27 protein-coding genes and 1 tRNA gene are annotated in these 26,728 nt (G+C 51.6%); 11 read left to right on the forward strand and 17 right to left on the reverse strand.

The window, feature by feature from the left end; all coding sequences use genetic code 11:
* Positions 1 to 44: 44 nt before the first annotated feature.
* Together fabA and JSN25_RS13265 are read right to left on the reverse strand one after the other, a co-directional pair.
* Complete coding sequence (gene fabA, locus JSN25_RS13260; protein ID WP_003035875.1) at positions 45 to 563, reverse strand: bifunctional 3-hydroxydecanoyl-ACP dehydratase/trans-2-decenoyl-ACP isomerase; 519 nt, start codon at positions 561 to 563, stop codon at positions 45 to 47.
* A gap of 68 nt (positions 564 to 631) precedes the next feature.
* Positions 632 to 2,392, reverse strand: a complete 1,761-nt coding sequence (locus JSN25_RS13265; RefSeq protein WP_069323264.1) for an AAA family ATPase — start codon at positions 2,390 to 2,392, stop codon at positions 632 to 634.
* Between the two features lie 185 nt (positions 2,393 to 2,577).
* On the opposite strand from JSN25_RS13265, the gene matP reads away from it, so the two are divergent.
* Positions 2,578 to 3,030, forward strand: a complete 453-nt coding sequence (matP, locus tag JSN25_RS13270) for a macrodomain Ter protein MatP (RefSeq protein WP_042314187.1) — start codon at positions 2,578 to 2,580, stop codon at positions 3,028 to 3,030.
* Between the two features lie 98 nt (positions 3,031 to 3,128).
* Here matP and ompA read toward each other — a convergent pair whose 3' ends face one another.
* Complete coding sequence (gene ompA / locus JSN25_RS13275; RefSeq protein WP_038639429.1) at positions 3,129 to 4,187, reverse strand: porin OmpA; 1,059 nt, start codon at positions 4,185 to 4,187, stop codon at positions 3,129 to 3,131.
* Between the two features lie 357 nt (positions 4,188 to 4,544).
* The gene (sulA, locus tag JSN25_RS13280; RefSeq protein ID WP_038639432.1) at positions 4,545 to 5,054 is read right to left on the reverse strand and encodes an SOS-induced cell division inhibitor SulA; all 510 of its coding nucleotides are present in this window, start codon (positions 5,052 to 5,054) and stop codon (positions 4,545 to 4,547) included.
* A 216-nt stretch (positions 5,055 to 5,270) separates the two neighbouring features.
* Here sulA and JSN25_RS13285 point away from each other — a divergent pair, with 216 nt between their 5' ends.
* Complete coding sequence (locus tag JSN25_RS13285; RefSeq protein ID WP_204525012.1) at positions 5,271 to 5,885, forward strand: TfoX/Sxy family DNA transformation protein; 615 nt, start codon at positions 5,271 to 5,273, stop codon at positions 5,883 to 5,885.
* On the opposite strand, the gene yccS is transcribed toward JSN25_RS13285, so the two are convergent.
* A complete protein-coding gene (gene yccS, locus JSN25_RS13290; RefSeq protein ID WP_042314206.1) occupies positions 5,854 to 8,016 on the reverse strand; it encodes a YccS family putative transporter in 2,163 nt (720 codons plus the stop codon). The two genes, JSN25_RS13285 and yccS, sit on opposite strands and share 32 nt — an antisense overlap.
* A gap of 18 nt (positions 8,017 to 8,034) precedes the next feature.
* Positions 8,035 to 8,481: a YccF domain-containing protein gene (locus JSN25_RS13295; RefSeq protein ID WP_038639436.1), complete on the reverse strand. Its 447-nt coding sequence runs from the start codon at positions 8,479 to 8,481 to the stop codon at positions 8,035 to 8,037.
* A 125-nt stretch (positions 8,482 to 8,606) separates the two neighbouring features.
* Here JSN25_RS13295 and helD point away from each other — a divergent pair, with 125 nt between their 5' ends.
* Complete coding sequence (helD, locus tag JSN25_RS13300) at positions 8,607 to 10,661, forward strand: DNA helicase IV (RefSeq protein WP_204525013.1); 2,055 nt, start codon at positions 8,607 to 8,609, stop codon at positions 10,659 to 10,661.
* Between the two features lie 32 nt (positions 10,662 to 10,693).
* Here helD and mgsA read toward each other — a convergent pair whose 3' ends face one another.
* The gene (gene mgsA / locus JSN25_RS13305) at positions 10,694 to 11,152 is read right to left on the reverse strand and encodes a methylglyoxal synthase (protein WP_038639442.1); all 459 of its coding nucleotides are present in this window, start codon (positions 11,150 to 11,152) and stop codon (positions 10,694 to 10,696) included.
* A gap of 93 nt (positions 11,153 to 11,245) precedes the next feature.
* Positions 11,246 to 11,908 carry a curli synthesis inhibitor gene (gene csgI / locus JSN25_RS13310; protein WP_038639445.1) on the reverse strand — a complete coding sequence of 221 codons (663 nt, stop codon included), beginning with the start codon at positions 11,906 to 11,908 and terminating at the stop codon, positions 11,246 to 11,248.
* A 172-nt stretch (positions 11,909 to 12,080) separates the two neighbouring features.
* On the opposite strand from csgI, the gene JSN25_RS13315 reads away from it, so the two are divergent.
* Positions 12,081 to 12,494, forward strand: a complete 414-nt coding sequence (locus JSN25_RS13315) for a CoA-binding protein (protein WP_006685217.1) — start codon at positions 12,081 to 12,083, stop codon at positions 12,492 to 12,494.
* Between the two features lie 104 nt (positions 12,495 to 12,598).
* Here the strand turns inward: JSN25_RS13315 and hspQ are convergent, their stop codons facing one another.
* Positions 12,599 to 12,916 (reverse strand): heat shock protein HspQ, encoded by a 318-nt coding sequence (hspQ, locus tag JSN25_RS13320; protein WP_038639447.1) that lies wholly within the window; start codon positions 12,914 to 12,916, stop codon positions 12,599 to 12,601.
* Positions 12,917 to 12,973: 57 nt separating this feature from the next.
* Positions 12,974 to 14,185, reverse strand: coding sequence for a 23S rRNA (cytosine(1962)-C(5))-methyltransferase RlmI (gene rlmI / locus JSN25_RS13325; RefSeq protein ID WP_087857541.1), 1,212 nt, complete (start codon positions 14,183 to 14,185; stop codon positions 12,974 to 12,976).
* 214 nt (positions 14,186 to 14,399) lie between these two features.
* Between rlmI and JSN25_RS13330 the strand changes: the two genes are divergently transcribed.
* From JSN25_RS13330 to yccX, 3 genes are read left to right on the forward strand one after another with little or no spacing between them, the layout of a single operon-like run.
* Positions 14,400 to 14,951, forward strand: coding sequence for a YbhB/YbcL family Raf kinase inhibitor-like protein (locus JSN25_RS13330; RefSeq protein ID WP_085048592.1), 552 nt, complete (start codon positions 14,400 to 14,402; stop codon positions 14,949 to 14,951).
* A 13-nt stretch (positions 14,952 to 14,964) separates the two neighbouring features.
* Complete coding sequence (locus JSN25_RS13335) at positions 14,965 to 15,753, forward strand: AraC family transcriptional regulator (protein WP_204525014.1); 789 nt, start codon at positions 14,965 to 14,967, stop codon at positions 15,751 to 15,753.
* A 45-nt stretch (positions 15,754 to 15,798) separates the two neighbouring features.
* Entirely contained in the window at positions 15,799 to 16,080 is a 282-nt protein-coding gene (yccX, locus tag JSN25_RS13340) for an acylphosphatase (RefSeq protein ID WP_085048613.1), read from the forward strand.
* Here the strand turns inward: yccX and tusE are convergent.
* The 6 genes from tusE to JSN25_RS13370 form a co-directional block, all read right to left on the reverse strand.
* Positions 16,077 to 16,406, reverse strand: coding sequence for a sulfurtransferase TusE (gene tusE / locus JSN25_RS13345; RefSeq protein ID WP_038639458.1), 330 nt, complete (start codon positions 16,404 to 16,406; stop codon positions 16,077 to 16,079). The two genes, yccX and tusE, sit on opposite strands and share 4 nt — an antisense overlap.
* A gap of 69 nt (positions 16,407 to 16,475) precedes the next feature.
* Entirely contained in the window at positions 16,476 to 17,027 is a 552-nt protein-coding gene (locus JSN25_RS13350; protein ID WP_204525015.1) for a LuxR C-terminal-related transcriptional regulator, read from the reverse strand.
* Positions 17,028 to 17,037: 10 nt separating this feature from the next.
* Complete coding sequence (locus JSN25_RS13355) at positions 17,038 to 18,195, reverse strand: CfaE/CblD family pilus tip adhesin (RefSeq protein WP_204525016.1); 1,158 nt, start codon at positions 18,193 to 18,195, stop codon at positions 17,038 to 17,040.
* 1 nt (position 18,196) lies between these two features.
* Complete coding sequence (locus tag JSN25_RS13360; RefSeq protein ID WP_204525017.1) at positions 18,197 to 20,914, reverse strand: TcfC E-set like domain-containing protein; 2,718 nt, start codon at positions 20,912 to 20,914, stop codon at positions 18,197 to 18,199.
* A gap of 72 nt (positions 20,915 to 20,986) precedes the next feature.
* A complete protein-coding gene (locus tag JSN25_RS13365) occupies positions 20,987 to 21,493 on the reverse strand; it encodes a CS1 type fimbrial major subunit (RefSeq protein ID WP_069323274.1) in 507 nt (168 codons plus the stop codon).
* A 74-nt stretch (positions 21,494 to 21,567) separates the two neighbouring features.
* Complete coding sequence (locus JSN25_RS13370; protein ID WP_170973579.1) at positions 21,568 to 22,311, reverse strand: fimbrial protein; 744 nt, start codon at positions 22,309 to 22,311, stop codon at positions 21,568 to 21,570.
* A 308-nt stretch (positions 22,312 to 22,619) separates the two neighbouring features.
* On the opposite strand from JSN25_RS13370, the gene JSN25_RS13375 reads away from it, so the two are divergent.
* Together JSN25_RS13375 and JSN25_RS13380 are read left to right on the forward strand one after the other, a co-directional pair.
* Entirely contained in the window at positions 22,620 to 23,375 is a 756-nt protein-coding gene (locus JSN25_RS13375) for a winged helix-turn-helix domain-containing protein (protein ID WP_204525018.1), read from the forward strand.
* On the forward strand, positions 23,372 to 23,848 hold the full coding sequence (locus tag JSN25_RS13380) for a hypothetical protein (protein ID WP_038639481.1): 477 nt from the start codon (positions 23,372 to 23,374) through the stop codon (positions 23,846 to 23,848). Before JSN25_RS13375 ends, JSN25_RS13380 begins: the two co-directional genes overlap by 4 nt.
* Before the next feature lie 56 nt (positions 23,849 to 23,904).
* On the opposite strand, the gene yccA is transcribed toward JSN25_RS13380, so the two are convergent.
* On the reverse strand, positions 23,905 to 24,564 hold the full coding sequence (gene yccA, locus JSN25_RS13385; RefSeq protein WP_003035917.1) for an FtsH protease modulator YccA: 660 nt from the start codon (positions 24,562 to 24,564) through the stop codon (positions 23,905 to 23,907).
* Between the two features lie 269 nt (positions 24,565 to 24,833).
* On the opposite strand from yccA, the gene JSN25_RS13390 reads away from it, so the two are divergent.
* Positions 24,834 to 26,462 (forward strand): ABC transporter substrate-binding protein, encoded by a 1,629-nt coding sequence (locus JSN25_RS13390; RefSeq protein WP_204525019.1) that lies wholly within the window; start codon positions 24,834 to 24,836, stop codon positions 26,460 to 26,462.
* Positions 26,463 to 26,604: 142 nt separating this feature from the next.
* Positions 26,605 to 26,692 (forward strand) — tRNA-Ser (locus tag JSN25_RS13395).
* The last annotated feature ends 36 nt before the right edge of the window (positions 26,693 to 26,728 follow it).

The raw sequence follows: 26,728 nt of genomic DNA on the forward strand, positions 1-26,728 counted from the left end.
TTCACGCTGTCATCCGACAACGACGCAACGCCTGATCTCTGCGATTAGAACGCGGAAGTGTCCTGGAAAAGACCCACTTTCAGATCGTTTGCGGTGTAGATCAGACGACCATCAACCAGCACTTCGCCATCAGCCAGGCCCATGATCAGGCGACGGTTAACGATGCGTTTGAAGTGAATGCGGTAAGTGACTTTCTTCGCAGTCGGCAGAACCTGACCGGTGAATTTCACTTCGCCTACGCCCAGCGCACGGCCTTTACCTTCGCCGCCCAGCCAGCCGAGATAGAATCCAACCAGCTGCCACATGGCATCAAGACCCAGGCAGCCTGGCATCACCGGATCGCCGATGAAGTGGCATCCGAAGAACCACAGGTCCGGGTTAATATCCAGTTCAGCTTCAACATAACCTTTGTCAAAGTTGCCACCGGTTTCGGTCATCTTAATGACACGGTCCATCATCAGCATGCTTGGTGCAGGCAGTTGCGGGCCTTTTGCGCCAAACAGCTCACCGCGACCAGAGGCAAGAAGGTCTTCTTTTGTATAGGATTCGCGTTTATCTACCATGTTCTCTGTAAGCCTTATTTTATTGAAGCACGCAGGATAGCTAACACGTGTACGCTGAACAAGTCCGATCAGTTCGGAATAATCCAGTTCAGCCAACGTAGCGGCCATGGAAAACGGTGACGGCCTTCCTGTTGCGTTGCTGTCGCAATACGTTCCTGGATGGTTTGCATCAGCGTTGTCTGGCCTTCGCCATCCCACACCAGATTTAGTAATAGCGGCAATGCATCGGTTACATCGTCCACCGCCCAGATAGTGAATTTTTCTTCTTCTATGGCCTGTAGCAGGGCCGGTTGCAGACTCAGGTGTCTGACATTAGCTGATGGAATGATAACGCCCTGAGTACCTGTCAGCTCACGCTGCTGGCAGATGGCGAAGAAACCTTCAATTTTCTCGTTAAGACCGCCGACAGGTTGTGCCCGACCAAATTGATCGACAGAACCCGTAATGGCGATGCTTTGATTCACAGGGACGTCGGCGAGGGCGCTAATCAATGCGCACAATTCCGCCATGGACGCGCTGTCACCATCAACTTCGCTGTATGATTGTTCAAAGGTCAGCGAGGCCGAGAAGGGAATTTGCTGCTCAAGCTGGAGTTCAGACATCAGGAACGCCTGCATAATCATCATCCCCTTGGCATGAATATTTCCTCCCAGCTCGGCTTTGCGCTCAATATCTGTGAATTCGCCATCGCCAATATGCACCACGCAGCTGATACGTGATGGTTCTCCAAACGCGCGAGGATGACCCGGAAACTCAATGACCGACAGGGCGTTGATCTGACCAATTCGCTCGCCTTCCGTTTCAATAAGGATTTGCTCTTGCAGGATCTCATCCTGCATACGTTCGGCCAGGAATCCTTCCCGCCATTCGCGCTGCGCCAGCATCAGGCTGAACTGCTCAGCCGTGCAGGTTTCGCTCTCGCATAGCGAGGCCACTTCTTTGAACTGTCGGATGATCCACAAGGGGTTAAGCGGCAACGTATCCTGTTCGCCGGTATAGCGCACCGCTTCGCGGATTAGAACCTGCCAGGCATCAGGCGCTGGGTAGGGCAAATTGTTGCGCGTCGCGGTATGCGTTACCCATTGACACCACTGTGTCATGGTTTCGGCATCGACTATCTGCAGGTTGTCTTCAAATTCGCTGTAGATGGCCTGCTCAGCCAGTTCTGGCTCCATGTCCTGAAAATCTGCCAGTGATTCACGCTCCCCGACTAAAATCACTTTCAGTTTAAGCGGCATAGGCGGAACGGAAACGGGCAATGGGCGAGACTCATCAAAAGCTACCCAGTCAAAGCGCTCGTGGCTGACAATGGCTTTCAGACGCATCCACAACAGCGGTTGGGCCAGCAGAGTGCGTAATGAGATAACCAACACCCCACCATTCGCCTGATGTACCAGACCTGGTTGCAGGGAAATATCGCCATTGAACTGACGCAGGCAGCCAAACAGTTGCTCGGCTTCAACCCAGTCAGCGTTGACCACCTGAGTTAACGTCGCAAAATTGTCTTCTGCTTTTTCCGCTGTACGATAGCGGATAGTGTGACCAGAGATATCATAATGACCCCCAGTCAGGCGTCCTGCGTCCGTGTGCAGTGTATGTGCAGCAGTTGCAATAAGGTTAAGGTATTCAAGCTCTTCCGGTGCTTTTACCAGCATGAACGAGGACGTCGTCCAGTGCTGCAGAAGCTGCTCTAGCGCGAATTGTAAACGTGGCTGAGTATCACTAAGTAAGGTATCGGTGTCGTCAGTGACGTGCGGCTGTGCAAATACTTCCTGATAACTGTCGGTATCAGGAACCAGATCACGCCATGCAAGTTTCGTAATGGTCAAAGTTGATGTTTTTTAGTCTGTTGTTAAAAACGAGATTATACCGTAACCCTCATCACTACACACCTGGAAAGCACCGCGAAACGGAAGTGATGACGCGCGGCAGTTCACAGGCTGGATATTCTTTTCTTCAGTTGCTCAAAAAGCTGATATTCTGATAAGAGTTACACGGTAACATTGAGATCGCAATGAAATATCAACAACTTGAAAATCTTGAAAGCGGCTGGAAGTGGAAGTACCTGGTGAAGAAGCATCGTGAGGGGGAATTAATAACCCGTTACGTAGAGGCCAGCGCTGCCAAAGAAGCCGTTGATTTATTGCTAACCCTCGAAAATGAACCGGTTCGGGTCAATACCTGGATTGAAGAACACATGAACCCTGCGCTACTCAATCGTATGAAACAGACCATACGGGCGAGGCGCAAGCGGCATTTTAATGCTGAGCATCAGCATACACGAAAGAAATCTATCGATCTGGAATTCATGGTTTGGCAACGCTTAGCAGGCCTTGCGCAGCGGCGCGGTAAAACGCTTTCTGAAACCATTGTGCAACTGATTGAAGATGCGGAGCATAAAGAGAAGTACGCAAATAAAATGTCGACATTAAAACAGGATTTACAGGCACTGCTGGGAAAAGAGTAGTGGCAGGGTGGTTTAATGGGTGACGTAGTAGTGTGCTTTGATTAAAACACAGATGAAAAAAAACCCCGCGATGCGGGGTTTTTTTATAAGACGATAACTTAAGCCTGAGGCTGAGTTACAACGTCTTTGATACCTTTAACTTCGATCTCAACACGACGATCCGGAGCCAGGCAGTCGATCAGTGCAGCGCGAGCTTTCACGTTGTCACAGGTGTTGCCAGTAACCGGGTTAGATTCGCCCATGCCACGTGCAGAGATTTTGTCAGAAGGAATACCTTTAGAGATCAGGTAATCAACAACGGACTGAGCACGTTTCTCGGACAGACCCTGGTTGTAAGCGTCAGAACCGATGCGGTCAGTGAAGCCCAGAACCACTACGGAACCGTCTTTCGGATCCAGGTTGCTCAGCTGGCTGTACATCTGGTCCAGAGCCTGCTGGCCTTCTGGTTTCAGAGTTGCTTTGTTGAAGTTGAACAGAACGTCAGACTTCAGAGTGAAGTGCTTGGTCTGTACTTCTGGAGCCGGAGCTGGAGCAACAACTACTGGAGCTGCTTCTTCCTGCTGGCCGAAACGGTAAGAAACACCAACGCTTAACAGACCGTTATCCGGACGACCGCCAACGGTGTTCGCGTCACCGATGTTGTTGGTCCACTGGTATTCCAGACGGGTAGCGATTTCAGGAGTAATTGCATACTCTACGCCACCAGCGAATACTGGGGATACACCAGTGTCGTGGTCTTTGAAGCCGGTGTTGTTTTTAGCGTCTGCACGCCAAACCATACCACCCAGACGGGTATAAACGTCCAGATCGTCAGTGATTGGGTAACCCAGTTTAGCGGTCAGCTGAACGCCCTGAGCTTTGAAAGCGCCGTTGTTGTGAGTCTGGTCAGTGTAGCCTTTGTACGGCATACGGCCTAACCAGTCATAACCCATTTCGAAACCAACGTACGGGTTAACCTGATAACCACCGAACGCACCAGCACCCAGTTGGCTTTCGTGGGTAGGGCCGGCGTTGTTGATCTGGTTGTTGCCAATATCATGGTACTGAGACCAGCCCAGTTTAGCACCAGCGTACCAGGTGTTATCTTTCGGAGCGGCCTGCGCCACGGTAGCGAAACCAGCCAGTGCCACTGCAATTGCGATAGCTGTCTTTTTCATTTTTTGCGCCTCGTTATCATCCAAAATTCGCCATGAATATCTCCGAAGAGAGATAACACGGTTAAATCCTTCACCCGGGGACCAGTTCAATAGTTACTCTACCGATATCTGCGGCTTACGCCGAGCACCCCTGGCGATGTAAAGTCTACAACGTAGTTGAAAACTTACAAGTGTGAAGTCCGTCAGGCATATGAAAAAAAAAGGCTTGTATACATAATATTTAACATTTATTGATGTCTAAATGCACTGGAGATTTCTTGAAAACCGCTTGAGACAGGCGTTCGCACGAAAAACGCGTTAAAGCTCAAAGGCAAATTGAAGCATGAAAAAAAATTCCAGGATAAATCCTAATTTTACTCAATGATACAAATTCGAGTGAATTTTTAGCCCGGAATGCTGTCTCCCCGCAAGTGACTGTGCGCGAACAGGACGCATGATAAATCCCATAGCATTTCCTTCTTCAGCCGCTTTAACCAGTTCAGCGTGTTCGTCTTCCGTTAACTCTTCTCCCAGCCAGCCGATAACGACGCTGTAATTACCTGTGCGCAGCGCACGGATCATCGATTCCAGCGTATTGCAGGGGGAGAGTTGGCGAATCTGCATCACTTTTGTCAATGGAAGCCCGGCTGACTGTACCCACTCCCGACTTAATTTTTGCTGAGGCGTCAGCCACAGCTGCCAGCGTGATTGCTGCCCTAACTGCTGCAGCAGGGGAAGCAGCAGTAGTTGCGTCATCATGGGCTGGTCCTCGCGATAGACCACTTCACTGATAAGCCCAGCGGTTGCGTTCTCTGATGAAACGCGCGCAATGTTGCTTGATGTGGAAGAGAACGACGAAGAACGATTTGCATAGCCTGAAGTGTACATAATCAATCCAGCCCTGTGAGTTACTGTATGGATATACAGTAACCCTGCTATCAATAAAGATCAACCTTATTTTCGGAAACAGGTTCGCAATTTTTAGTCGTAGTTACGGGAAAAATAAAATTCATCTTGCCCCGTGCGAATAAGTTGCCTATTTTCGTCATTAACGGATCTGTTATTGAAAATCATTTGCTTACGTTATGATTTAAAAGGATTTTTATGAAAGAACTTTCTTATGCAAAGATCTATAAATCACAAGAATATCTGGCGTCTCTGGGAACAATTCACTATCGCTCATTATTTGGCAGCTACAGTTTGACGGTTGGGGATACGGTCTTTGCTATGGTCGCTAACGGTGAGTTATATCTTCGGGCCTGCGAACAGAGCGTACAGTACTGTGTAAAAAATTCGCCTGTCTGGCTGACATTTATAAAGCGCGGGCGTCCGGTGGTACTCAACTACTATCAGGTGAATGATGCGCTGTGGCAAAACCAGCAGCAGTTGGTGTCGTTATCGCGGTACTCATTGGATGCTGCTGTTAAGGAAAAACAGAGTCGCTTTGCTCAACATCGTCTGCGGGAACTACCAAATATGACGTTTCATCTGGAGACCCTGCTAAATGAAGCAGGAATTAAAGATGAGGGAACATTGCGAACGTTGGGCGCCCAAATGTGCTGGCTGAAACTGCGGCAAAATAATCCAGCCCTGACGGTAAAAATACTTTATGCCCTTGAAGGCGCGGTCGGTGGCGTGCATGAAGCAGCGCTCCCGGCGGTCCGTCGCCAGGAGCTAGTGGAGTGGGTCAGTTCCCTGACGCCGAAGCCGGGGTATTAGAAGGCAGCACGGCAATTTGCTGTTGTAATCGCCGGATTTCCGGTAGCAGGGCGATCAATAGCCCAACCTGCTGTATAACAAGCGGTTCTTTACTATCCGGACGTGGCTCAAGATGCTGAATTCGATGCTTCAGCCCCTCCAGCGCCTGGTAGACGCGCTGTTCGTCTGCGGGTTGATAGTGAAGCGCGTCATCAACGTAGCAGACGGCATCATCCAGTAATGCCAGAACTTCCGGGTTGGTTAACTGTTCGCGGTGTGCGCCAAGGGCGGAAATGTAACTGGTAAACGTATGATTGAGGCACAGCAAGCGAAATGCTGTTTCTCGCGTTTGGGCCGTGACATCCGGTTCACTCGACATGTTCGACACCACGGAGGCAAGCTCTGCATCACGATTGTGCGCGTCACGACGGGCGATACGGTATGCCATACGATTATCACGACCCTGATGATATTGTTCGAGAATAGCATCGAGGTAACGACAGTTTGCGTCAGTGGCCCGCTCAATGACACGCGGCAGGTTACGAAAACGCCAGTCAGGCCAGATGAAACTCACGGCAGCCCATGCAATGGCACACCCTATCAGCGTATCGATAACGCGCGGCAGCGCAACTTCGAAACCTTCACCGAGCAGATTAAAGCACAGCAGTACCAGCAGCGTGATAAACATCGTGGCGTGCGCATACTGGACGTTGCGAAAGGCAAAAAACAGTACGCCAGTGATCACCAAAAGTATTAACTGACCTTCCAGAGAAGGAACGAACCACAGGATAGGTAAACCAATGGCGATTCCTACCAATGTACCGATAATCCTTAGCGCCAGGCGATGTCGGGTGGCGTTGTAGTTTGGCTGACAGACAAACAGACTGGTCAGCAGGATCCAGTATCCGTGGTTCATCCCGGTAATCTGGATAATGGCATAGCCGACACAAAGCACCAGCGACATGCGTACTGCATGGCGAAACAGGGCTGACTCAGGCGTAAAATTACGGCTCAGACGTAACCAGATATCGCTGAACCCATGCGGACTGTCATCGGCAAGCTGATTTTCAGACTCATTACGCGAGAGTACCTGAGCCTGTTCTGACTCGATGGTGGCCAGTTGGGCGTCGATAGCTCGCAGGTTTGAGAGCAAAAATCCCAGCGTGTTGAGCAGGTCTGCAGGCGCACCGCTCGCACGCATACGCTCCAGGGCGGCATCTATATGCGTGAAGACGCGCTCAAAGTGCGGATCGTGCTGGTAAGGCGTGCGTAATAAAATACAGCGGGACAACTGGGTGCAGGCTTGCCCCTGCATCGACATCAAGCGCTGGAAGCGAAACATCACGTCGCTGTGACGGAAATGGTCGCGTAGCGTTTGATACTGAATATGGGAGGAGCTGGCGCGTTCGTGAATATCCTGCGCTACAAAATAGTAATGTAGCGTGCGACGCGTTCCGCGCTGACCGCGGTCGCCGCGCAGGCGAGTCAGTAACGATACCTTTGTCTGGTTTAGCGTCGCCATCAATTGCCCATTAGCGAGGGCCAAATCATACAACGGCGCCTGGCTTTCATCTTCAATGTCGGGATCAAAAAGGCGTGATTTCAGTTCCAGGTAGTGCGCTAACTGTTCGTAGCTACGCGCCAGATTGTCCTGCAGTGGGCGGATGGGGAACAGAAGATGCCCGGTCAGCGTCAGAAGGTTGTACCAGATAGCGCCAGCGAGCAACAGGATCGGCTGCTGATACCACTGATCGTAAAGCGACGTTCCCAGCATAGTATAAATGGCAATCAACAACGCACCAAAGGCGATGGTTGCATAGCGCTGGCCTAAGCCCCCCAGCAGAATGAAGCCGCTGGTGGAAAGCGTTAACCCAATGGCAAACAGCCATGGCCATGGGAAGAGCAATTCTACGGAGGCTGAGGCAATAAAAAAGCAGATCAACGTAATGATCAAATTGCGCAGTCGGCCAGCGAGGCGATCGTCCAGATCGGTCAGCGCAGCAGCGACCATACCCAGCGTGAGCGGGATGGTCAGCTTAACATCGCCCAGCCACCAGGGTAGCGCTGTTGTGCCACAAAGCGCGATAAAAATTCTTACGTAGTACAGCCAGGTGCTGTTCCAGGTATAGCGTTTAAGCAGCGGACTTAACATAAAGGCCATCAGTCCTGATTATTCAAAGCGACGGCGCGCATTGGCTTCACGCGCAGCGCGGGCAACTTCGACAGAAACCACCCGACGCCCCACCGGCCAGAGCGCAATAGCGGCAATTTTAAAGTTCGCAATACCCACCGGAATACCAATAATCGAAATGCACTGGGCAATGCCGGAGACAATGTGCATCAGGCACAGCCACCAACCGAAGAAAATCAGCCAGAAAATATTGAGCAATGTGCCACCGGTATTAAGAAGCACATTTTTCCCTGCCGGATTAAGTTCATCGACATGAATCGCTTCGTTGCCATAGGGAAACAGCGAGAGTCGGGTTATTTCCCAGCATGACCGGGTCAAGGGTAAAGTAAAAATAAGCACAATACTGACCAGCGTAGCCAATAACCAGGCTAAGGTGGTGGCGAACCCACCTAGCACAAAATTTAAAATATTCAGAACAGTACGCATAAACCCTCGATTAACTCTGGTTTTCTGTGAATTCGGCAATTGTAACGTTTTTTTGGGCTGGAGCACGTTTTCTCTGGCGGTTACACTGATATGCAAACCTCTTCGTGTGGATCCGCTTGAGTCTTATGGAACTGAAAGCAACTTCTCTTGGAAAACGTCTGGCGCAACACCCTTACGATCGGGCCGTTATTCTCAATGCCGGGATTAAAGTTTCCGGCGATCGTCACGAGTATCTTATTCCCTTCAACCAGTTATTGGCTATTCATTGCAAACGCGGCCTGGTGTGGGGAGAGCTGGAGTTTGTGCTTCCGGATGATAAGGTGGTACGGCTTCACGGCACAGAATGGGCGGAAACCCAACGCTTCCATCACCATTTAAATACGCTCTGGCAGCAGTGGAGCCAGGAAATGAGTGAGGTGGCTGCTGGAGTGTTACAGCAACAATTGGATGCGATTGCAGCCCGGACAAGTGAAAATAAATGGCTGACACGTAGCCAAACCTCAGGATTGCAACAGCAGATCCTCCGTGCCTTTGCGGCGTTGCCGCTACCGCTGAAGCGGCTGGAAGAATTTGAAAATTGTCGTGAAGCGTTACGCCAATGCCAGGCATGGTTGCAGGATATTGAGGCCTGTCGTTTACAGCACAATCAGGCCTATACCGATGCGATGCTGGCAGAGCATGCCGAGTTTTTCCAGCACATTGAATCTTCGCCGCTGAACCCTGCCCAGGCGCGCGCGGTGGTGAATGGTGAGCAAGCCTTATTGGTACTTGCCGGGGCGGGAAGCGGCAAAACATCGGTTCTGGTTGCCCGTGCGGGCTGGCTGTTGGCGCGAGGCGAGGCGGCGGCAGAACAAATTCTGTTGCTGGCGTTCGGTCGTAAAGCGGCTCAGGAGATGGATGACCGCATCCGTGAACGTCTGCATACGGATGAGGTCACCGCGCGGACGTTTCATTCACTGGCGCTGCATATCATTTCGCAGGGCAGCAAAAAAGTTCCGACGGTTAGCAAGCTGGAAAATGACGCCGTTGCGCGCAGCAAACTCTTCATTACTACCTGGCGTCAGCAGTGCAGCGAGAAAAAAGCGCAGGCTAAAGGTTGGCGACAATGGTTAGAAGAAGAGATGCAGTGGTCTGTACCCGAAGGTAACTTCTGGGACGACGAAAAGTTACAGCGGCGTTTGGCCTCCCGGCTCGATCGCTGGGTTAGCCTGATGCGTATGCATGGCGGAGCGCAGGCGGAGATGATTGCCAATGCTCCGCAGGAGATCCGCGACCTGTTCAGTAAACGCATAAAGCTCATGGCGCCCCTGCTCAAAGCCTGGAAGAGCGCCCTGAAGGACGAGAATGCCGTCGATTTTTCCGGGTTAATCCATCAGGCCATTGTTATTCTGGAAAAAGGGCGGTTTATCAGTCCCTGGAAGCATATTCTGGTCGATGAATTTCAGGATATTTCTCCTCAGCGTGCCGCCTTGTTGGCCGCGCTACGCAAGCAAAACTCGCAGACTACGCTGTTTGCCGTAGGCGATGACTGGCAGGCCATTTACCGGTTTAGCGGGGCGCAACTTTCGCTGACCACGGCATTCCAGCAAAACTTTGGCGAGGGCGATCGCTGTAATCTGGATACGACTTACCGTTTCAATAGCCGTATTGGTGAAGTCGCAAATCAGTTTATTCAGCAGAATCCCCATCAGCTTACGAAACCGCTCAACAGCCTGATGACAGGGGATAAAAAAGCCGTCACCTTGCTTGATGAAAACCAGTTGGATCTGTTGCTGGATAAACTGTCGGGTTTTGTGAAAACAGAAGAGAGAATTCTGGTCCTGGCGCGATACCATCATCTGAAACCGGCCAGTCTGGAGAAAGCGGCTACCCGCTGGCCTAAGCTACAGCTGGATTTTATGACTATCCATGCCAGTAAAGGACAGCAAGCGGACTACGTTATTGTCGTCGGTCTTCATGAGGGTAATGATGGCTTTCCTGCACCAGCCCGCGAGTCGATTATGGAAGAGGCGCTGCTCCCGGCGGTTGAAGATTTTCCGGATGCTGAAGAGCGAAGGTTGCTGTATGTGGCACTAACGCGCGCACGTCACCGGGTGTGGTTGCTGTTCAATAAAGAAACACCATCGTGTTTTGTTGATGAGCTTAAGCGACTGGATGTCCCGGTGACGAGGAAACCCTGAAACGCAGGCGGTAGTTGCCGCCTGCCTGGGCATTATTTGAGGCGTTCTGCCAGATAACGGGCGTAATCCGGGATCAGTATGTCCGTCTCATCGTTGAAGTTTGGCGACTGGATAATAAAATCTGCCGTCGACACGTTGGTGGCGACCGGAATGTTCCAGACTGTGGCAAGGCGCAGCAGGGCTTTGACATCAGGATCGTGGGGAACGGCGTTGAGCGGATCCCAGAAGAAGATCAGCACATCTATTTTCCCTTCTGAAATCAGCGCGCCCACCTGCTGATCACCCCCCATTGGACCGCTCAGCATTGCGTTGACGTCCATTCCTGTCGCGCGTTGAATTAAGTTCCCTGTTGTTCCCGTGGCATACAGAACGTGTTTTTCCAGTAACGGCTGGTGGCGTTCCACCCAGCTCATCAACATATTTTTACAGTGATCGTGTGCCACCAGCGCAATATGCTTACGCGCTGGCAATGTGCGAGTCGTTAATTCCATAGTACAGCTCCCAAGTTAACCTTGTTACAGAGTACTGGAAGCACTTGACGCTGCAAGAGAAAGACAAAAAAAATGCGTCTGTGAACATAAATGTCATGAAGAAGGCTGTTTCTGGGCCCATTGCAGAAAGTTACTTCGCGTTTGGGCGTCGGCCTGCTCAAACCAAAATTTTAATCGTTGCTCGGTCAGCGTTTGCGACTGAGGCGGCACCCGATCCAGTTCAGATACCCCAGAAAGCAGCGAGCTGTCGTCGGCCATCATGGTGGCGAATTGTGGCAATGACGCATGTTTAGCCGCTTTGTTATAGCGCTCAGTTTCCATTTCATAATCCACGATTTTCGCCGTGGAGGTGATTGACAGAATATCCAGCTTAACGGGGATGGGCATGGCGTCCCCATCCAGCAGTTCCACACGCGGTGCATCATCGAAATGTGATGCGTCCCGCTCATTGTTCAGACGCGGAAGGTGAAAATTAACCTGGCTGACGAGCTGGGTATCAAAGCTGATAACCAGCGGAGGGGAAATATACAGACGTTCTTCGTGGCTGGACAGGCGAAGGGTTTTTTCTACGCGAAATACAAGCTGGTGCCGACCATTTTCCAACTCAATACTGTCGGCGCCACGCAGTAATGAGCTGGAGACTTTTTTTCCATCCAGCACCAGAAGATCAATTTCACTCGACAGACGCAAAGAGGTGGCAAAAACAGTTACCGGCAAACACAGAGCAATCAAGGCTGTCATAATGCCGGCTTTCATAGGTTTCTCCTGTCCAGAAAATATCTGCATCAGATGTATCTAATTTTTTCACTGGTCACGTTTACTAACATATAGACATATTTTTGAGTTTAGCTCTCATGCGCCAGTATGGGATGAATGGTTGCAAGGCCAGGTTTGTCGTACACTTTGTTAAACAGCCTGGAGGAAGACGATGAAAGAGACCGATATTGCTGGCATTTTGACATCTACCCGTACGATTGCACTGGTTGGTGCAAGCGATAAACCCGATCGTCCAAGCTATCGGGTAATGAAGTATTTACTCGATCAGGGCTATCACGTTATCCCCGTTTCGCCAAAAGTTGCCGGGAAAACGCTGTTGGGGCAGCAAGGGTACGCGACGCTGGCGGATGTGCCGGAGAAAGTGGATATGGTTGATGTCTTTCGTAATTCTGAAGCGGCGTGGGGCGTTGCTCAGGAGGCTATCGCCATCGGTGCGAAGACCTTATGGATGCAGCTTGGCGTAATTAACGAGCAGGCAGCCGTACTGGCACGTGACGCGGGGCTGGCGGTGGTCATGGATCGCTGTCCGGCGATTGAGATCCCGCGGCTGGGACTGGCGAAGTAAGGTTGTGTTGTTGCCTTAAGGCACGTTGCTTATCCGGCCCGTGTTGCTGGCCGGATGAGCAACATAAACCCGATAAGCGAATTGCCATCGGGCTTGTGTTCGCATCAATTACGCAGACGCGGAGCCTGAAGCTGTTTACGGATTGTTCGCGCCAGTTCATCCATCGACGGTTGCTCCGGATGTTCTTCCTGTAGCTCGCCACTCAGCTGTGCTTCGGCCAGATACGTATGCACCGGCAGACCATTATCGTCTTCCATCACCACGTGATACCAGGGAGCGGCGCGAAGTTCGTCGTTAACCGCCAGCTCATCGGCTGACGGTTCATCAAGCGAATATTCCGGGTCGATATCCACGACCACTCCGAGGTAACCTAACAGGGAATGGCGGACCTGCTGGCCGATACCGAATTTGCTGGCAATCATAGTCACCTCCCGGGAAATAGATACCCTCTATGTAAGGGTAATATTCCACTTTTCAAGTTACATGATGCGACAGGCAAACCCTTTCAGATACAGCCCTTCCGGGTAGGTAGCGATCACCGGGTGATCGGCGGCCTGACGGAACTGCTCTATAAATTGTACATCACGACCAGCATCTATTGCGGCATCAGCGATGATTTTCTGAAATAAATCGGTGGTCATCAGTCCGGAGCAGGAGAATGTCAGCAATACGCCGCCGGGGTTGAGCAACTGAATAGCCAGCATATTGATGTCCTTATAGCCGCGGCAGGCGCCCATTAACTGGCTTTTGTTTTCGACGAACTTCGGCGGATCCATCACAATGACATCAAATTTCTCACCGCGATCGCGATAAGCGCGCAGCAGTTTGAATACGTCATCACGCACAAATTCGGCTTTGCTCAGATCCAGCTTGTTCAGTTCTACGTTCTGGCGGGCAATATCAAGCGCTTCCTGAGAGGTATCGACGCTGACCACCTGACGGCATCCGCCCATTAATGCCGAGACCGCAAAGCCGCCGGTATAAGAGAAACAGTTCAGAACCCGTTGATTTTCTACATAACGGCGCGTGGCCAGACGGCTGTCGCGTTGATCAAGGTAATAACCGGTTTTGTGACCGTGCTGAATATCAACCAGCAGCTTCATCCCGTGCTCTTCGATAGGCAGCAGGGCTGGCGGCAGTTCGCCCGTTACTGGCCCTTGGGTCAGCTCCATACCTTCTTTTTTACGCACGGCCACGTCGCTACGGTCATAAATAGCGCAGTCCGGGAACACAACTTGCAGAGCGCTAATCAGCGCGGCGCGTTGATATTCAGCACCGGCGCTGAGCAGTTGCAATACCAGAAAGTTGCCGAAGCGGTCAATGGTGATGCCCGGCAGACCATCGGATTCTCCTGCGATCAGACGATAGCTGTTCAACCCGTCTTTTTTCGCCAGCCAGTCGCGCCATGTTTGCGCCTGTTGCAGACGACGGGTGAAGAAATCAATATCGATGGATTCAGACTTGTCGAATGTCCAGACGCGGGCACGGATCTGCGACGCAGGTGAGTACGCGCCGCGTGCTAACCATTTACCCTGATGGTCAACAATATCGATGGTTTCACCGAGGTTGGCTTTACCTTCCATACGTGCGACAGCACCGGAAAATACCCACGGATGGCGGCGCAGTAATGATTTATCGCGCCCTTTGGCTAACACTAAACGAGGATAATGTGGAATTGTAGATTCAGTCATGCGGAGCAACCTCTCACAAACAGTGACGCGGGCTGGAGTAAAGTACCAACCTGAAACCATTAAAATAAAATGGCGCGTAGAGTAGCACAGATGATGAGGTCAATCATCAGCGTATGGCGCTGGGCGTTTCGGCACAAAACGCTATCACAGAGGCACAGTTTCTTTTATACCCACCGTTTACATTGCTATTTCTTAATCAGAAAAAGGAAATGTAATGAAAGCTGTCTACTCTCTGGCTACCGCCGCTATTGTCGCGTTGAGTTTTGATGCCTCTGCCGCCTCGACATTTCGCCTCAGCAGCGCCGATATACCCGCTAACCTGCAATTAACGCAAAAACAAGTGTTTAAGGGGTTTGGCTGCAGTGGCGACAATATTTCCCCGCAGCTGAGCTGGCAAAATCCGCCAGTTGATGCCAAAAGCTTTGCCATTACGCTGTTTGATCCTGATGCGCCAACGGGAAGCGGCTGGTGGCACTGGACCATCGTAAATATTCCGGCTCAGGTCCACACGCTTCCTGGCGGAGCCAGCATGGATAAGTTACCCGCTGGAGCAGTTCAGGGACGCAATGATTTCGGTTATGCTGGATTTGGCGGCGCCTGTCCACCACCGGGCGATAAACCTCATCGCTATCAGTTTACCGTGTGGGCGTTAAATACCGACGCGTTGCCAATTGACAGTAACGCCAGCGGTGCGCTGGTCGGTTTTATGCTGAACAGCCACGTGATCGCCAAAGCGGAATTAACCGCCACTTACGCAAGAAAATAAAGAGGATACACTGGTGCAGGATGTCCATTTTCGCCATAACAACCTTACCACCGCTGAGGTGCGTTCCGGCCATCTGCACCGCCTGCACCAGGTTAAACTGTTTTCTGTTGCTATTTGCCATATTACGCAGGGAAGTAAGGTCATTATTCAGGATGACAATCGTCTGGTTGCAGGGCCGGGTGAGCTGATTATCATCCCGGCGAATACGCCTCTGGAGATTATTAATCAGCCGGAACAGGGAGCATTTCGCTCGGATTTGCTGTTGCTGTCGACGAGCATCATTAGCACGTTTAAAAATAACTGGGTCAAGGATTTCCCTCCGGCAAAATTGACGTCGCTATGCACGCCCATGAGTAACGGACTGGCATTTATGTGGGAAAGCCTGCTGGACGCTGTACGCCAGGACTTACCTGCAAAATTGCAGGAGCATCAGGCGATGGGATTATTGCTGGCGCTACTGCATGATGGTGTGGCGGGGCCTCTGCTTATCGAGCGACGGTTTAATCTGACTGAACAGGTGCGACAACTTATTATGTTATCCCCTGCTAAGCTATGGACAGCTCAGGAGATTGCCGGTCACTTGTCCATCGGTACTTCAACATTACGCCGACGATTACAGATGGAATCGCAGAGTTACCGGCAGATAGTCGAAGAGGTGCGCATGTCCTGCGCGCTCTCTCAACTACAATCGACCACGCTGCCGATTGGCGAAATTGCGTTACGCTGTGGCTATCTGTCAGGCTCACGATTTACCGCAAGATTCCGCCAGCATTACGGATGCCTGCCGAAACAGGTGCGCTAAGGCCTTGTAACTGTTCCTTCATTTATGTTGATTAGGAGAACCGCAATGTCGAAAGTCTGCATAATCGCCTGGGTCTATGGTCGGGTTCAGGGGGTAGGATTTCGCTACACCACGCAACATGAAGCGCAACGACTGGGATTGACCGGATACGCTAAAAATATGGATGATGGCAGCGTAGAGGTTGTCGCCTGCGGCGAAAGCGAACGGGTTGAACAGCTAATGAAGTGGTTAAAAGCCGGAGGGCCGAGCAGCGCCAGGGTAGAACGGGTTCTCAGTGAACCACACCGCCCTGGCGACGAGCTAAAGGGATTTAGTATCCGCTATTAAATACATTTGACCGGTTTCGGCAGGCCGGCAATTTTAGTCGCCTGCTTGGCCGGACCTTTTGGGAACAGACGGTAAAGATAACGGCTGTTGCCTTTCTCTTCGCCAAACTTGTTGGCCATCGCTTTTACCAGCATGCGGATAGCGGGGGAAGTATTAAACTCCAGATAAAACTCGCGTACGAAACGCACCACTTCCCAGTGTTCAGGGGAGAGGTCGATACCTTCGTTTTCGGCGATTTTCTCCGCCAGCGGCTCGCTCCACAGCGTGGTATCTTTCAGATAGCCTTCGCTATCGGTCTCAATTTCCTGGCCTGCAAAAATGAACATAGTGCTCTGTCGATAAAGTAAAAACCGCCCCTAGTCTAGCAAATAAGGGGCGGCGTGAGAAACCTTGCCCTACAGAAGAAGCTGTAGCAGATTGTTGGCATTAAGCTTCTTCAGCGCGTTACATTTATACGTCGATACCTGCTTTTCGCTAATCTGCGTCATATGCGCAACATGTTTTACCGATTGTCCGTTAACCAGCCTGTCGAGAACATTGAACTCCATGCCTGTCAGACAACAGTTCAGGCTGCGTACCCGACGCGGCTCTTTAGCAAACATATACGGCGCATCCACGACGGCAAGTCGGTCATCAATGATATGCAAGGTCAGCGTGGTAAAACGCTTTCGCAAATGCGTTGCCAGTGCCCAGCCTTTTTCATTGCACACCAGATAAACGGTTCCCTCCCAGCGTCTGGCCTCCAGTTGCAGCAGAATGTCGACCAGCGCCAGATGCGTTCTCGTGACGGAAAAGCGGCAACGTACAACGAGGGTGTCGCAGGCCAGCAGCAAACGACGCCACTTTACCGTGCCGCACTTCACCTGAGTCGGCGCGTTACGACGCAGAAGGGCATAGCGCAACCCTTCGGCATAAAAACGATTATTATCAAGAATGACGTAATTCACGGCGGCCTCTTTATAACGTACTGGGCGTGTAAATAATGCGTAGCGTACCGGTGTAATCCCCGGCATTTTTGCTGCTGGCGGCAAAGGCAGGCGTTTTCAGGATAATAGGGGCGGGTACGCACAGTACGCCCTCGCGCCCGCCGGGCAGCACGACCTGACGCAGATACTGTGGATCGTTGGTGCCTTGCCAGACCACGGTTTTACCGTTAGCGACAGTTTCGGTTGCGCCAGTGATGGGATTGATGACAAAGACCTGATAGTCGAGACGATCCCGCGCATCGGTCTGACTTCCGCCACGTCGCCGGATTGAAAACGCGCCTTCGGCACGGCCAGAAGCGTTGAGCTCGTTGTCCTCAAACCGCAGATAAGTGCGAGTGCTGGTGCTGTTTTTTCCGTCGTACAAGCACATATCCAGCGTGTTTTCCCCCTGGATCTCGCTGCCGCCGGGCCGCCCCGGGAAGTTGGTCAGGTTGAGGTTAACGATAGGCGTTGAGTGTGGAAATGCGGGCAGATAAATCTGCTGATTACCCGGATCGACCACCTCAATGCGAATATTTGCCTGCCAGTTGGCGATGGTGAGATAGCCAGGACATCCGACATTCACGTCATTGTAGTCGCCGCTACAGTCGGCGCTCCCCCATTGACGCAGGTTCTGCTTCAGCGTGGCGGTCCAGATACCCGGTAGAGTGAGCTTATCCAGTTCGCTTTTCACAATATAGAAATCGAAATAGGGCTCTCTGTTCCATTCCGCAATAACTTTTGTCCCTCCCGCGACAAAACTGGCAAAGGTAAAGACTTTGTTACTGATAAACAGGTAGTGATCGCCATACACCTTGATATCTACCGTTTTGCGGGTAAGGGCATGTGTAAAACGTAAATTGATGGCATAAGGCGCGGCCGGGTTCGCCGAGAACCACACCGGGGCGGTCATACAGGCGCCATAGGTGGTATCGGTACGGGATAAGCAGGTCAAGGTATTGCGTCCCCACTTTTGCGGATCGGCGGCATCATAGCCACTTGGTTCATGAAGCCAGATATCGAAACGCGCGGGTGGTGCCATGCGATCGTAGCTTATACCGACGCTGGAGTTTCTTCCGGCCGGGGCGCCGGCCAGCGTCTGGCCAGCCCACAGGAGCAGGAAAAGTAAAATAATAAGGCTTTTGTTCACATCATTTCCCTTTAGTGAGGTTGTCTGCGTTCATGGCAGTCGGGCCGGTCGGCACGCTACGTCCGGCGAGCATTAGCTGCGCCTGTTGCTGGACCGTATCCGGCAGGGCAGAGAAGGTTAATTCCCGGCAAGGGATCGACCCGACATAACGCACGACGTCGCGCATACTCTTCACGTTTAGCGCGCACTGATAAAACTGCTGCTGACGCACCAGGTAGAGGTTATGCAGCAGAGCGTTGCTTTGGGCGCTAAACCCGCCGTTGCCAAGGTCGCTCCAGCCGTTTACGTTCAGGGGCACGCCGCCAATAAACGGCGAATGTTGTTCGTCGGTTAACTGGCCGAGCCATGTGTAGCTTGCGGTGGTTTGCACGTGCCGACGGAGCAGTTTGCCTGGCACCATAAACAATGTTCTGCTGCCGGAACCTTGTGTGATTTCACTGCTGGCACCTCGGGAGACATCCAGCGATTCGTTAATCGTCAACGTCGTCTGCTGATAGCCAGGAACGGCGAAGAGGGCGCGGCTATTGCCTGGGATATCTGCGCTGCCGCCGTTATCCAGCGACACAGCGACGCGCGGATCCTGGGAATCTTCCGGCGTGGCAACGTTAACCGCGATGGCTGAAGCAGGGCGTCCGTCGCTCCAACGGCCCAGCCACAGGCCAGAGCGAGATAGCGCGAGCGTTGAACTGTAATTGCCGCTGCTGCTCAACGTATGACGCCCATCCTGACGATCCCAGGCGTCGCTGACGGTCAGACTACCGTTGCCATAGCGTCCGCCCTGGCGCGTATAGGCAGAGGCATTGAGCGAATCGCTGTTAATGCCTGACGCGCTCAGTCCATACTCATTTTCACCACGTGCATCGGCATACCAGTTGTGCGCCACGTTGTAGCTCAGCTGGTTTTTTTCATGCTGCTGGTGCTGCCACGTCGCGCCCAGCGAGGTATAACTCGTCGCATCGCCCTGACGGTTATGCGCCATTGACAGGCTTACGCTCAGGTAGCCGCCTTTATCCCTACCTGCGCGGGAGTCATCGTTTCGCATGAAAAGGTTAATGCTACTGTTAATGTTCAGGCCGCGAGCGTTGAAAGCTGTACTTAAGCCGCCCTGCCAGGCCCGCGTGCGCGAGCGGGTCATATAAACCGACTCCCATGGCAAGCCCGCATCGTGGCGATCGTCACTGTCCGGGAGTTCCCGACGAGCAACGTAACGTCCTTCGTTGCGGTTATCTGAATACCCCAGACTCGCGTACCAGGTGCCGACAGGGACGGAGAACATGACCGACAGGCTTCGGTAACAGCCATTCACGGCGTCAAACCCTGCGCTTCGGCTATTGCAGTTTTCTGCTGATAACGCGTTGCGATAGAAGCTCAGTGAAAAACCGTCGTTATAGCTGATTTGCTGAATATTGCCGCGTTGACCTTCGCTGCCGTATAGGTAGCTAAAGCGGGTACTTAGCACGCCATCGATCGGGCCGGTGTTGAAACCACGGCTCCAGTCGAGCGCATTTTCCAGAAAACGCTGGTTTTTTTTTATTGTTGCGCCGCTGGTCAGCGCCAGCGTCGGAGTGACGGGCAGGCGGATGCCCGCTTGCGCGACCGCGCTGCGTTCGTCGTTTTGATCGTTATTGTCAGTTTCGCCTGCCTGCAGGAACCACTCGACGCGATCGAAAGGTGTAATGCCGGTTCGGGTAAACGGTACCTGCTCGGTGCGCGTCAGCCGGTTATTTTCATAGACGGACAACGTCACGGTATAGCTCCCGTCCGGGAACGAACGGGTGTCCAGGGTCTGCGCCCCGGCATTCAGATAAAAACTGGCCAGCAGTTGATTACCCCGGCGGGCGTCGATACGCGCATCATGAGAAAGCAATACGGTGATAGGCGTACCCTTTGACTGCTGAACCGGATTGATCCATGCCCTTGTTGAGCCTGTGCGCAAGCCGCGAATTTTACCCAGCGGCAGTTGGCTGAGATTGATATTCCCGCCGGCATTGCTGAACAGATCGCGAGTGTCCATCTCGCCCAACTGAACATAGTATTGGCGCCAGATATCCTGACGAAACCAGGCATTGTTGACGGTTATCTCCTGTTGCTGCTGGTGCTTCGAACGTTGCCCCATCCAGGTCCAGTCGAGGTTAAAGTAGCCGTCCTGGGTGAGTGCCAGCGCGCCATTGCCCTGAACGGTGGCTGACTGGTAATCCCTGTCGGCAACAAAATTGATATTCTGCTGATGGATTAACGCATTCTCGGTGTCCTGCGTGGGCTGATACCACTGGCTTTCAGTGGTTTGTTTAGGCAGAAATTTCTTGTCGAAAAAAAGATTAATACGGGCGTTATTTTCATCATAGATAATGGCCGCGCGCTGGGTATCAAGGTAATCGCACCCCGTTGCGGAGCCATTGCTGCTGCATGCCAGATTGCCGTTACGGGCCAGTGGAACGGCCAGGGCTGCAGACACGGTGGCAATGAGGGCAGGATCGTCATTAAACTGCCGTTTGATGGCCGTGACCACGGTTTCAGGCGCGACAAAACTTACTGTTTCAAGCGTGATATCCGTTTCAAAAAGGCCAAGCGACTCGCCATAGAGATTGACTTCTGTCCACAGGCGCTGTGTTTTCGCCAGATCTTCAAAACCTGCCGGGACGGCCATCTCTGCGCAGGCGAGTTGGATGGATGCGGGTAACAAAGCAACTAAGAGGAGAGTATTTCTGTGAAACGCCATGACCGAGCCTCGACATCATCCTGACGTCAGAGGGTGGGCACCCTCTGACGTTATTCCTTAGGTACTGTGGTGTTACGCACCGCCTTCCGTGGTTGTCGCCTGCGTCAGCATCAGGCTGACAACGCCGCTGTACTGACCGGTTTTCAGAATGCCTTTGGTGGTTTGCGAAATGGTCAGCGGCAGTACTGCGGAACCGTTTTCAATGCTGCCAGGGAACAGTTCAGTTCCGGTAAATTCAGCATCGGTGGTAGACAGTGTTTTATCACCCAGAATGACCGTCATCGGTACAATCTGGTCACCATCCGTGTTGGTGAGTTTTGCCGCACTAACGAGGCGCACTTTGACGTTGCTGGTGGCGGAGTTAGACCACACCTTGGTGTTAAGACGGTAGCTTTCCAGACCACGACCAGGCAGGTACTGCATGTCGATGCTGGCCGGCAGCGGCGTGTTATCGGCCTGGGTCATATCCAACTGTGAGTCAACGCTGGCGTTAACGGTAATATCTTTTTGAATTGCCAGCGCGCTAAAGGACGAGGTCATCGCGGCAACGATCATCAGAGGTTTAATATACTTACGCATTGATATCTCCATATTTACAAATGAGCACCTTGGCTCTTTCAACGAACTACGTGGGTTTTTACTGTGATGTCGTGTTATTGCACGACGGGTAAGTCAGCTTCTTCAGCGGTTTTATTTACCCAGTTGAAGTAGCGGAATTTATATTTCTGGCCATGGCTCATTGTGAGTGTTTTTAATTTCCGTTCAGTGTCCGGATAAATCGTCGCGTCTTCTTTTATCCATTTACACGATGAATTTGCATCACAAATACCAATCTCTCTGAGCGGTACACGCAGCGTGCCATTGTTTTTCAACGTCCCGCGGCGAGGGTCGAACGACAGTGAAATTACGTTTTCTTCTGGAGCAATATGGACCAGTGCGCCCCAAATCACGTTGACGCCCAATGTCGCCATCGCGGCAGGGCTTTCTGCCTTGCCCGGAATAATGCTGTCTGGTTGTTTTACCCCTTCAAAATAGACGCGCCAGGTGGTCTCTTTTTTCGGAGGCATAAGCGATATCAACCGAACTACGCGCATCGCGCCGGCCGCGAGGGCAAATTTTTCGGGCGTAACCACCACGCCATCTTCTTTCCATGACGCCACGTCAATTTCTTTTTCCTGAGCCGTGCCGGGATTAAGAATTTTCTTTTGCCTCACCCGAATGAACTGAATATCATCCGTTTTTGAAGCCACCTTAATTTGCGCCGCACCGGAACTGTCTACATTCAGTTCCATGGGATACACGCTCATATTGGCCATTGTCATTTCTGAGAAAAATGGCAATGACAGCGCGGCGACATAAAAGGCGGTTGTCATGCTCACTCTTTTTTTCTGTTTCACAATCAGTCTGCCTGCTCTGAGTTTAAAGGCGGCGCGTTAACACCAGGACACCGTCTGCTTTCGTATCGCTTCAGGGCAGGGAAACTTTAACCAGAACAGCGGTTTGTGAAAATTTGTATTAGTTAACTCGTTATATACAGTTTTTTATCCTGCTTTTTTGGCTTTAAGGTTGTATAGTTAAGCGAAAATACCGCGGCCAAGGATGGGAAGAAAATTCCTTCTGATGAAAAAACAAGCAGATCAGGAGGTGGTTTTCATGTCGATGTACCAGGGAATAAAAAGCATGCGGTTACAGCCGAGAATAAAAGATGTTTTTTATATGCAATAATTCGTTGTTATTTGATCCTGAAGCACATGCAATAAGCCTTGTTGGACAACCTGAGACTGTATTAACACTTTCGGCGCCAGCCGTTCGTCTTTTACAGGAATTTATTAAACACCGAGGACGCGATCTGAGCCGGGAGGAATTGATCACTCGCGTATGGGAAGAGTTTGGCTTTACGCCATCCGGAAATAATCTTAATAAAGCGGTAAGCGAACTGCGTAAAAGCTTCCAGTCTCTGGGAGAGGGGCACGAATTTATCGTCACTGTCCCGCGCTATGGATTCCGTTTTGATGCCGATGTGATTTTTCAGCCTGGTGAGAACATTCAAGCCGCTGAGCCGCAATCCCCTTCCATGCAACCAGACATACGGCCCCGGCGCACTTACCTGAAAAGGTGGTTGATTATAGCGACATTGATCGTCGCAGCGTTGGGGGCGGGCATTTACCTTAGCCGTCCGCAGGAGATAACCGTTCCGGCGAAATTAAAGCCGGTCGAGGAAAAAATCGCACGTTGTAGTGTCTGGATTATCAACGATCATGGACGACCGTTAGTGCTCTCGAAATTAGCTGAGCGACTGGAGGCCAATAACGTGGCTTGTGAGCGCGAGGAGTACGATATTTATTATTTCAGCGCTCGTTTTTCGCTCGCCACCGCCGATGAAATGTTCATCGGTGCCTGCCCGGTCAGTAAAACCAGCCTGTGCAAGACTATTCGCTATAAAAGTGGGGCCGAAAAATGAAAATAAGGCTTCTTTTTGGATTGGGCGGTGCTGTGGTTGGCGGCGCGCTGGCGCTGTTTTACTATTGCGGCGCGGTCGGCAAAAGCGATGTGCTGGCCTGCAGCACTGAATTTAACTTTACGCGCAATGAGGGAAAAACAAGTGAAGTGAAGGTCAATACCATTGCCCAGTTCTATTTTCATCGGGACGGTACAGGCTTGACCACCTACAAAGGTGCGGCAAGAGCTGGGGGGCAAAATTTGATTATTGACAGGGATGTAGACTTTACGTGGGAGCGGCGGGACGATGACAACGTCATTGTATTGAGTTACACCAAAACCTGGCGTCGACACAATGACAATACCCCCGATGCCCAGTGGGGAAGCTTCGCCTGGCCGACCGCTCGCTACTACCTGACGATTTCTGAACTTTCACCCGCCGTGTGGCTGATTCAGGACCGGCGTTATCCTACCTATATCTGCCGGAGTGAATAAGGTATAAAAAAAGAGAATGCCATTGGCATTCTCTTTTTTCGTATCAGTGATGCTGCTTAATCGCGGCTGGCGAAGCCCAGAATGCTCAGCAGGCTGACGAAGATATTGTACAGCGAAACGTACAGGCTAACAGTGGCGCGAATGTAGTTGGTTTCACCGCCACGGATGATATTGCTGGTTTCAAACAGGATTGCGCCTGAAGAAATCAGAATAAACACCGCGCTGATCGCCAGATGCAGTGCCGGCAGTTGCAGGAAGATATTCGCAACCATACCGATCAGCACAACCACGATACCTGCCATCAGCATCCCGCCGAGGAAGGACATATCTTTCCGTGTGGTCAGCACATACGCAGAGCAACTGAAGAAGACCAGCGCCGTACCACCCAGCGCCATGCCGATAACGTCACCCATACCTGCAGACAGGTAGGTATTCAGAATTGGCCCCAGAATGTAGCCCAGGAAGCCGGTAAAAGCGAAAGCTGACAGAATACCAACGGGTTTATCCGCCGTTTTATAGGTCAGGAACATCAGACCATACATACCCACCAGCGTCAGGATCAGTCCCGGAGAAGGCAGCATCAGCACCGTACTGGCGGTCGCGGTGATCGCCGAAAACGCCAGCGTCAGGCTGAGCAGGAAATAGGTGTTGCGCAGCACCTTATGTGTGCTGAGTAGCGATGTACGATCGCGCGAAGAACTAATAATACGATCCATGAGTCACTCTCTTATGACAGATGTAATTAATGATGAAGGATAATGAAATCAAGGGGAATGACACAGCGGTTTTACCCATCTTTACGCAGTTTAACCCGCCAGGCTTAAGCATATTATTTCAGCTAAAGCTCTCGAATCAGATGTTAGCACTGTATGTGTAAAAATGCCTGTTAGATATCGTCCAGGTTACTGAAAAATATTGCGTAATTCCCGTTTCTCTCTGACAGTGACAGCGGTGTCATCATAAACAGAGCAATAAGGTAAAGGGAATGACTCAAGATAAAACGAAGAGATTTACATTTACGCTGTTGGCTGTCTGTTTGATGTCGGTAAACGGCGCGGCGAGGGCGGCAAATGTTCCGGCAGGAACAGTACTTGCAGAAAAACAGGAGCTGGTCAGAAACAACGGCAGCGAACCGGCGTCGTTGGATCCGCATAAAGTCGAAAGCAACGTGGAGTTTAATTTAATCAGCGATATGTTCGACGGTCTGGTGGCAGTTAAGCCGGATGGGTCTATTGAACCCCGTCTTGCCGCCTCCTGGGAGAATAAAGGTAACACCGTCTGGACCTTTCATTTACGTCCGGGCATAACCTGGTCGGATGGATCGGCTATCACCGCACAGGATGTCGTCTGGAGCTGGCAGCGCCTGGTCTCGCCGCAAACGGCTTCACCATATGCCTCGTATCTGGGCAATATGCACGTGGTGAACGCGGTCGATATTGCTCAGGGTAACAAAGATCCCGCCACGCTGGGGGTCAAGGCCCTGGATGATGCCACGCTGGAAATTACCTTAACGCAACCGACGGCGGCATTTTTGGCGATGCTGGCGCACCCGTCGTTGGTCCCGCTCGATAAAGTGCTGATTGGCCGTTTTGGCGATAAGTGGACCCGCCCAGAGCATATTGTCAGCAGCGGAGCGTACAAATTATCGCAGTGGGTGGTCAATGAGCGCATCGTTGCCGAGCGTAACCCGCATTACTGGGACGATCGGCACACGGTCATTAATAAAGTCACTTACCTGCCCATTAGTTCAGAGTCAGCTGACGTGAACCGCTATAAGGCGGGTGAGATTGACATTGTGTATAGCGTACCGGTCAATCAGTTTGCACAGTTGAAAAAGACCATGGGCGATGAACTCCATGTCTCGCCTCAGCTTTCAACCTATTACTATCAGTTCAATACGACCAGAGCGCCCTTTAATGACCCGCGCGTGCGTCGGGCGCTGAATATGGCGTTGGATAAAGACATCATTGCGCAAAAGGTGATGGGCCAGGGGCAACGTGCGGCGTGGGTTATCAGCCAGCCTGAAATAGGTGGGGTACAACTGCATGCGCCAGAGTATGCGTCGTGGCCACTCGACAAACGCATTGCTGAAGCTAAAAAACTGCTCACGGAGGCCGGGTATGGTCCTGACCATCCGCTGAGCTTAAATCTGCTCTACAACACCTTCGAAACGCACCAGCGTATTGCGATTGCCGCATCGTCAATGTGGAAGAAAAATCTTGGCGTTGAGGTGAAGCTGCAAAATCAGGAATGGAAAACCATGCTGGATACTATGCACACCGGTAATTTTGACATTGTGCGCTATGCGTGGATAGCCGACTATGACGATGCCTCTAGTTTCCTCAATATTTTCCGCACCGGGGACAGTGAGAATACCACCGGGTACAGTAGCCCCGCCTTTGATGAAGCGATGCATAATGCAGCGAAAGCAAGTTCACTGGAAGAGCGAGGTAAAGACTACCAGCAGGCTGAAGATCTGTTAGGTGAGGATGTACCTGCTATTCCGATTTATCACTATGTTCGCACTCATCTGTTGAAGCCTTGGGTAGGAGGATTTGCGCCGGATAACCGCGGAAATTACTACACTAAAGATATGTACATCAAAAAACATTAAGCGTGGTAGCCGCTATTTGTGCTGAATAAATGGCCAATTTGTTTTTATTTCAGTCGATTAACACTATTTTGGCTGTTTTTCAGGCAAACGAACACATTGGTACTTTACAGGTCCGTTCGGGATGTTTATAGTGCGCCTCATTGGAAGCGTGGCCGAGCGGTTGAAGGCACCGGTCTTGAAAACCGGCGACCCGAAAGGGTTCTAGAGTTCGAATCTCTACGCTTCCGCCAAACATGAAAAGGGGTTGCCGAAAGGCAACCCCTTTT

The organism is Citrobacter cronae, assembly GCF_016893685.1.
Lineage (GTDB): Bacteria > Pseudomonadota > Gammaproteobacteria > Enterobacterales > Enterobacteriaceae > Citrobacter > Citrobacter werkmanii.